Source organism: Streptomyces incanus, assembly GCF_042656345.1.
GTDB lineage: Bacteria > Actinomycetota > Actinomycetes > Streptomycetales > Streptomycetaceae > Streptomyces > Streptomyces incanus.
In genome coordinates, this window is the sequence record NZ_JBHSPC010000065.1 from 1 (window position 1) to 5,377 (window position 5,377).

At 68.1% G+C, this 5,377-nt stretch carries 6 protein-coding genes; 3 read left to right on the top strand and 3 right to left on the bottom strand.

Features of this window, described 5'->3' with window-relative positions:
- Positions 1 to 49: 49 nt before the first annotated feature.
- Together ACFP2V_RS21250 and ACFP2V_RS21255 are read right to left on the bottom strand one after the other, a co-directional pair.
- A complete protein-coding gene (locus ACFP2V_RS21250) occupies positions 50 to 952 on the bottom strand; it encodes a tyrosine-type recombinase/integrase (RefSeq protein ID WP_381214681.1) in 903 nt (300 codons plus the stop codon).
- Positions 953 to 1,017: 65 nt separating this feature from the next.
- Positions 1,018 to 2,157 carry a tyrosine-type recombinase/integrase gene (locus ACFP2V_RS21255; protein WP_381214684.1) on the bottom strand — a complete coding sequence of 380 codons (1,140 nt, stop codon included), beginning with the start codon at positions 2,155 to 2,157 and terminating at the stop codon, positions 1,018 to 1,020.
- Positions 2,158 to 2,379: 222 nt separating this feature from the next.
- On the opposite strand from ACFP2V_RS21255, the gene ACFP2V_RS21260 reads away from it, so the two are divergent.
- From ACFP2V_RS21260 to ACFP2V_RS21270, 3 genes are all read left to right on the top strand, one after another.
- Positions 2,380 to 2,571, top strand: a complete 192-nt coding sequence (locus tag ACFP2V_RS21260; protein WP_381214688.1) for a hypothetical protein — start codon at positions 2,380 to 2,382, stop codon at positions 2,569 to 2,571.
- Positions 2,572 to 2,791: 220 nt separating this feature from the next.
- Positions 2,792 to 3,661, top strand: coding sequence for a serine hydrolase (locus ACFP2V_RS21265; protein WP_381214691.1), 870 nt, complete (start codon positions 2,792 to 2,794; stop codon positions 3,659 to 3,661).
- Between the two features lie 387 nt (positions 3,662 to 4,048).
- Positions 4,049 to 4,663, top strand: a complete 615-nt coding sequence (locus ACFP2V_RS21270) for a hypothetical protein (protein WP_381214694.1) — start codon at positions 4,049 to 4,051, stop codon at positions 4,661 to 4,663.
- A 92-nt stretch (positions 4,664 to 4,755) separates the two neighbouring features.
- On the opposite strand, the gene ACFP2V_RS21275 is transcribed toward ACFP2V_RS21270, so the two are convergent.
- A complete protein-coding gene (locus ACFP2V_RS21275) occupies positions 4,756 to 5,301 on the bottom strand; it encodes a maleylpyruvate isomerase N-terminal domain-containing protein (RefSeq protein ID WP_381214697.1) in 546 nt (181 codons plus the stop codon).
- Between the last annotated feature and the right edge of the window lie 76 nt (positions 5,302 to 5,377).

Sequence of the window (5,377 nt, forward strand, 5' to 3'; positions counted from 1 at the left end):
ACTCCCCATCCTGGGCATCACCAACGATCCGGACAGCTACGGAACTTGATCAAGCCCTGTCGCGGTATGCCTCGAACCGGTCGTTGATGGAGCCGGGCTGGAGGCGGCCCCCACGCTCGGTAATCCACAGAGCCGGGTGATCCGGGAATCCGAAGCGCGGCCGGACGTTCTCGACATAGTCGGCGACTGCCTCAACGGCCCAGTCCATCACCGACAGCACGTTCCGCCGCCGCGGTGGCTGCCCCTTCTTCGCCTTGCCGTAGCGGACGTTGAGCGTGCCGTACCGGCCGAACTGGCGGGCCTGCGGGTTGCGTCCGAAGTCGACCACATCGAGCTTGGACGTCTCGGTCCGGCGAAGCCCCCACCCATAGATGACCTTGAACAGCGTGGCGTCCCGGTAGGCGGCAAGGGCCCCCTTGCGCTTGGACTTCACCGCGCGGACGACCTGATCGTCCGCGTAGTCGAAGAAGCGCTGCAGCTCTTCCCTTGTGAACGGCCGCGCCTCCGGGTCACCTTCGTAATCCTGCAGGTGAGGAAGGGTATTCCACTCATGGCAGATCGCCACCGGATAAGTGCCGAACGCTTCCTCGCATGCCGGGCCCCAGCCGTATCGGGCGTCGATGAGGAGCTCGGTGAACAGCCGAACAGTGCCCTGGTAGCTACGGACCGTGGACGGCGCCAGGTGCCTCTCGCTCGTCAGAGATGCCGACCATTCGTCCAGGTGGGCCGGCGTCCACTGCCACGGGTAGTCGTTCGCGAAGTCAAGGAACCGGCGGATCAGCCGTTCCCTCGGGTCGATCGTGTCGTCCTTCAGTCCTCGCGACTTCTGCTGAGCCCGCCAGCCCCTCAGCATCGCGTCGAACATCGCGTCCTCCGGACGCAACTGGACCACGCCGGAGACGAGCTCCACATGGGCCGACCCGGCCAGGGCCACCTTGCGCTGATGCGCCACTCCAGACCATCCCTTCTGGAGAGCAGATCATGCATCAGAAGGGATCATCTCGGCAACACCCCTACTCAGGCTGCCAGTTCGTACAGACTGCGGAGCCCTTCCGTTTCCCGCCGTGACCACGCGACCTGCGGTTTCTCGCCCGTCTGATGCAATTCCCGAGGGTTGATATAACGCATCGTCGTCGCGATCCAGGAGTGCCCCAAGACCTCCTGAATCGCGAGCAAGTCCAGCCCATTTCCATAGAGTTGAGACGCGCAGAAATGCCGCAGGACATGCGGCGTCAGCTTCTCGCCCCACCCCGGCAGATGAGCCTTGGCCGCCTTCTTCAGGCCGTCGCGCAGTGCGTCGTCGCCGACCCGGCGCGAGGAGCCGTCGGTGTTCTTGCGCTCGGAGGGAAACAGCGGGGCGCCAGGGCGGCTGTGGTCATCGTCGAACTGACCCCAGACGTCCTCGATGAACCGCCGAAGCGTCCGGTCGGCGCCGTTGATCAGCGGCACCATCCGCTCGCGGGGGCCCGAGCCGCGGGCGCCCTTGCCGTGGCGGACGTGGAGTTTGCCGAATCGGCCCAGATCCCACTTGATGTCGTCCAGGTCGAGCCCGCATGCCTCGCTCACCCGCAGGCCGACCTGGGACAGCAGCTTCGAGGCGGTGTAGTTCCTGGCGGTAGGGGCGAACTTGCGACAGGTCGCCAGTTCGCCGCCCCAGCCGGTGAACAGCGTCCCGACCTCCGGCTCGCTCGGCGGGATCCGCAGCTGCGCGTCCTTGGCCCCACGCGGCTTGTTCATCTCGTCGATCGGGCACTCGACGACCCGGCCCGTCATCCGACGGAGCTCGACCTTGTGCCGCAGCTCCAGGAACATGAAGTACGTGGTCAGTGCCTGTGACCGGCCCAGTCGGGTGCCACTCGGCGAACCCCGCAGCACCTTCCCGAAGTACGCGTCAGCATCGGCCGGCTCCATGTCCCACAGCGGTCGACCGAACCAGGTCCTGATCTGGTCCAGGTGTCCGACGTCCCCGCGAATGGTGCCGTCCGCCAGCCCTGCCGAGGCCCGAGCGAGAACGAACCCGGACAGCGCGTCGGTCTCGAACTGCTCCAGTTCCTCCGCCGACGCGGGCGCCCAGTGCTCGCGCAGATCCCGTACGACTGCCAGTGCCACCAACCCGAGCCCCCTCGCCTTCGGCCCGGCCGTGGATCGGTCGGACACGGTGAGAACGCTTCAAGAATCCCGAAGTTACGTCACCGGGCCACAGAGCACTCAAAGGAGGAGAACCCCCTGGCCACGGGGGAAAGGACTCAGCAGAGCTCAGGGCAACTCAAGGGATGTTGCACATATCTATGGCGAGCGACCTGGTGCCTGCACGACACCGGCGATGCCTCCGCCGAGGCATGGGTCGCCTGCCACGCCCGCGTCCTGCCGTGCGGCGGCGTGCACCAGACCGTCGCCGCGCTCGAGGCGGCCGCCCGCTCCGCCAGCCTGCGCGGCGCCAAGCGCGAGGGCATTGACGAGGCCGTGAACTACCTGATCAGCAAGGCCGAACACCTGCGCTGCGACACCGCCCTGGAACGCGGCCGGCCGATCGTCACCGGCGTCATCGAGGGTGCCTGGTGCGCCACTTGATCAAAGGGCAGCCGGGCACGCTGGCTGTCGCGCGGCTCCTGACCAGGTCCGCACTTTCGCCGGCCACCAGGCCTGTGAGCCTTCTCACAATTCGAGTCGAAACGGGTTCGCAGTGACGGGGGCCACTTCGCCTGGCGCGCAATTTGTCTATCTTTGCTATGTAGTTCCCCTTTATTCACCCATTGCCGAGGCCTGCCCGACCATGTCCTACCCATGTTCTATGCCGCATTCGAAGACCTCAGCCAGGCGCCGTGGCCGCTGCGCCGGTGTGGTCCTGGCCTCGGTGACGACCCTCTTCTCCCTCGGTGCGCTGCACGCGGCACCCACGGTCGCCGAGCCCGCGCCGTCGGAGCAGACCCATGCCACGGCCGGCGTCTACGCCGCGGTGCAGCCCCAGAGCAAGGCGCGCGTGACAGCGGCGGTGCTCAGCCTCGACGGCGGGAGCCGGAAGCCGTTGCTGTACGGCGAGGACGCCCTGTACGACACCGCCAGCATCATCAAGGTCGACATTCTCGCGGCGCTGCTGCTGCAGGCTCAGGACACGGGCCGGCATCTCACCGCCCATGAACGCGCGCTGGCCGAACCGATGATCCGGAACAGCGACAACGCGGCGACGAGCACCCTGTGGCGTGAGATCGGCCAGGCACCGGGCCTGGAGGCGGCCAACAAGCGCCTGGGACTGACCTCGACCAAGGGTGGTCCCGACACGAAGTGGGGGCTGACGCGGACGACCGCGAGTGACCAGATCAGGCTCCTGCTCTCCGTGTTCGACAGCGCTGCGACGTCGAAGACCGGCTCCCCGCTGAACAAGGAATCCCGGGCGTACATCCAAACCCTGATGAGCCGTATCGCGAGCGACCAGGCATGGGGTGTCTCGGCGGCCTCCGGCACCGAGTACGCGTTGAAGAACGGCTGGCTGCAGCGCACCACCTCCGGGCTCTGGGACGTCAACAGCGTCGGCCGGGTCACGGTGGACGGACACCGCTACCTCGTCGCCGTGCTGTCGGACGGCAGCGCGTCGATGAGCGACGGCATCTCACTGGTGGAGCAGGCGGCCCGGCAGGCCGTGACCGCGTCCGCCCGGACCTGACGAGCCGACACCCCTTCGCCTGCCCACGGACGTCAGGCCTGCCTCGGTCGCCAACTGGCTGCTCATCGCCCTCCTGCTCAAGGTCAGCGACACCGCCCGCCGCCCCATGCCCACCCGGCCGTGGACCTGGACGCCGCCGAGACGCAGTTGGTCCGCCGGTGCCCCGGCCTCCCTGGCCGCCCACGGCGAACGGCGGCGGTCACGCCGTTCGCCCTGCGCGGCTGAAGTGGACGGGCGCACGGCTCGTTCCGTCCTCGTTCCGTCGAGGCCGGGGCGAGGTCACCGGATATACCACGGCAGCTCGGAAACCGTTGCAGCCATATCCGTTGTTTTTGCGGCGATTACTACGGGGACCCCCACTGCCGACGCTCCCTCTCCCTCCCCGCGATGAACGTCTTCCGGCGGGCCGCACTGAGCGAAGACGAGTGCCTCGACGCCCTCGGCCGACTGCTGATGGGCACGGAGATACCGATGCGTCTGCGTGTCGCCGGAGTCATCGTGCTCCTCTACGCGCGGCCCGTGAGCCGCATCGCCCGGCTCACCGTCGACGACGTGATCCACGATGGCGACACCGTGCTGCTCCGGCTCGGGGAACCGGCCTCTCCCGTTCCCGCACCGGTCGCTGCCCTGCTGCTGGAGCACATCGCGAACCGGGACAACATGAACACCGCCACCAACCCGGCATCCCGCTGGCTCTTCCCCGGCCGCCGGGCGGGCCAGCCGTCCCGCCCCGACCACCTGTCCGCACTGCTGAACGAGGTCGGGTCCCGGCCGCCGCCCGCGGCGCCGCCCTCCGCCGGCAGCTCCTCGAACTGTCCGCCCCCGTCGTCGCGGACGCCCTCGGCCACCACGACAAAACCACCAGCCGGCTCCGCGACGAGACCGGCGGGACATGGAGCCGATACGCCCCAGAGGATCACGCACGGTCACCAGCGGGCTGGACTCCGCGGAGAGCTCGCGACGGTTGACTGCGTGAGCACCGGGAGGACCTGGCCGGGCTGACCGAAGCCGAGGACTGGTAACGGGTGAGCGCTCGGGCACACCTTGCGGGGCATCGTCCCGTCCCATTCGGCAATCGGTGCGCTGTGCCAGCGTCAGTCGCACTGGCGCGGCGCGTTCGGCAGGTCCAGGCGGCCGTGGGCCCACAGAAGGGTCGTCCAAGCGTCGGTGCCCGGTGCATGCCGGGGGAACAGCCACGTCAGCACCCGTCGCGCGAGGCGTTGGTCGGGCCGGAAGTCTTCGCCGAGACCGGTGGCCGCGTCGTAGGTGTGGACCAGGATCTCACCGCAGGCCATCGCCGCGAATCCGGACGGGTCGGCGGCCCCGAACGGATGGAAACCACGTGTCGTCACCGGATGGCTGTCCACGGTCGTCGCACACAGGTGAGCCGCGTTGCGCAGGCTCCTGAGCAACGCCCCCGGCCAGGCATCAGGCCGAATTTTGATCTCGAACGCGGCGTCGTCCGCCGGGCCGCCGGTGAGGTCCAGCGCGTACCACAACGGCCCCTGGCCGACGTGTGCCACCACCGAGGCCACGGTGAAGTCCAAGCCCGGTACCGAAACCGACCAGTCACGAACGGCATGCGGCTGGAGGAAGGACAGCGCTGTCCCGGCTGCTGTTTGGACATCGTCGCCACGCATGGGGCCGATCCTAGTAGGGCTTTGTTAGGTACCCCGGGTGTCCAAGGAAGGGCGGGGTCGTGATTTTCTCTCGGCT

Bases quoted from the DNA above. Each gene is read 5' to 3' on its own strand.
- ACFP2V_RS21265 (WP_381214691.1), top strand. From the start codon at position 2,792: ATGCCGCATTCGAAGACCTCAGCCAGGCGCCGTGGCCGCTGCGCCGGT.
- ACFP2V_RS21270 (WP_381214694.1), top strand. From the start codon at position 4,049: ATGAACGTCTTCCGGCGGGCCGCACTGAGCGAAGACGAGTGCCTCGAC.
- ACFP2V_RS21275 (WP_381214697.1), bottom strand. From the start codon at position 5,301: ATGCGTGGCGACGATGTCCAAACAGCAGCCGGGACAGCGCTGTCCTTC.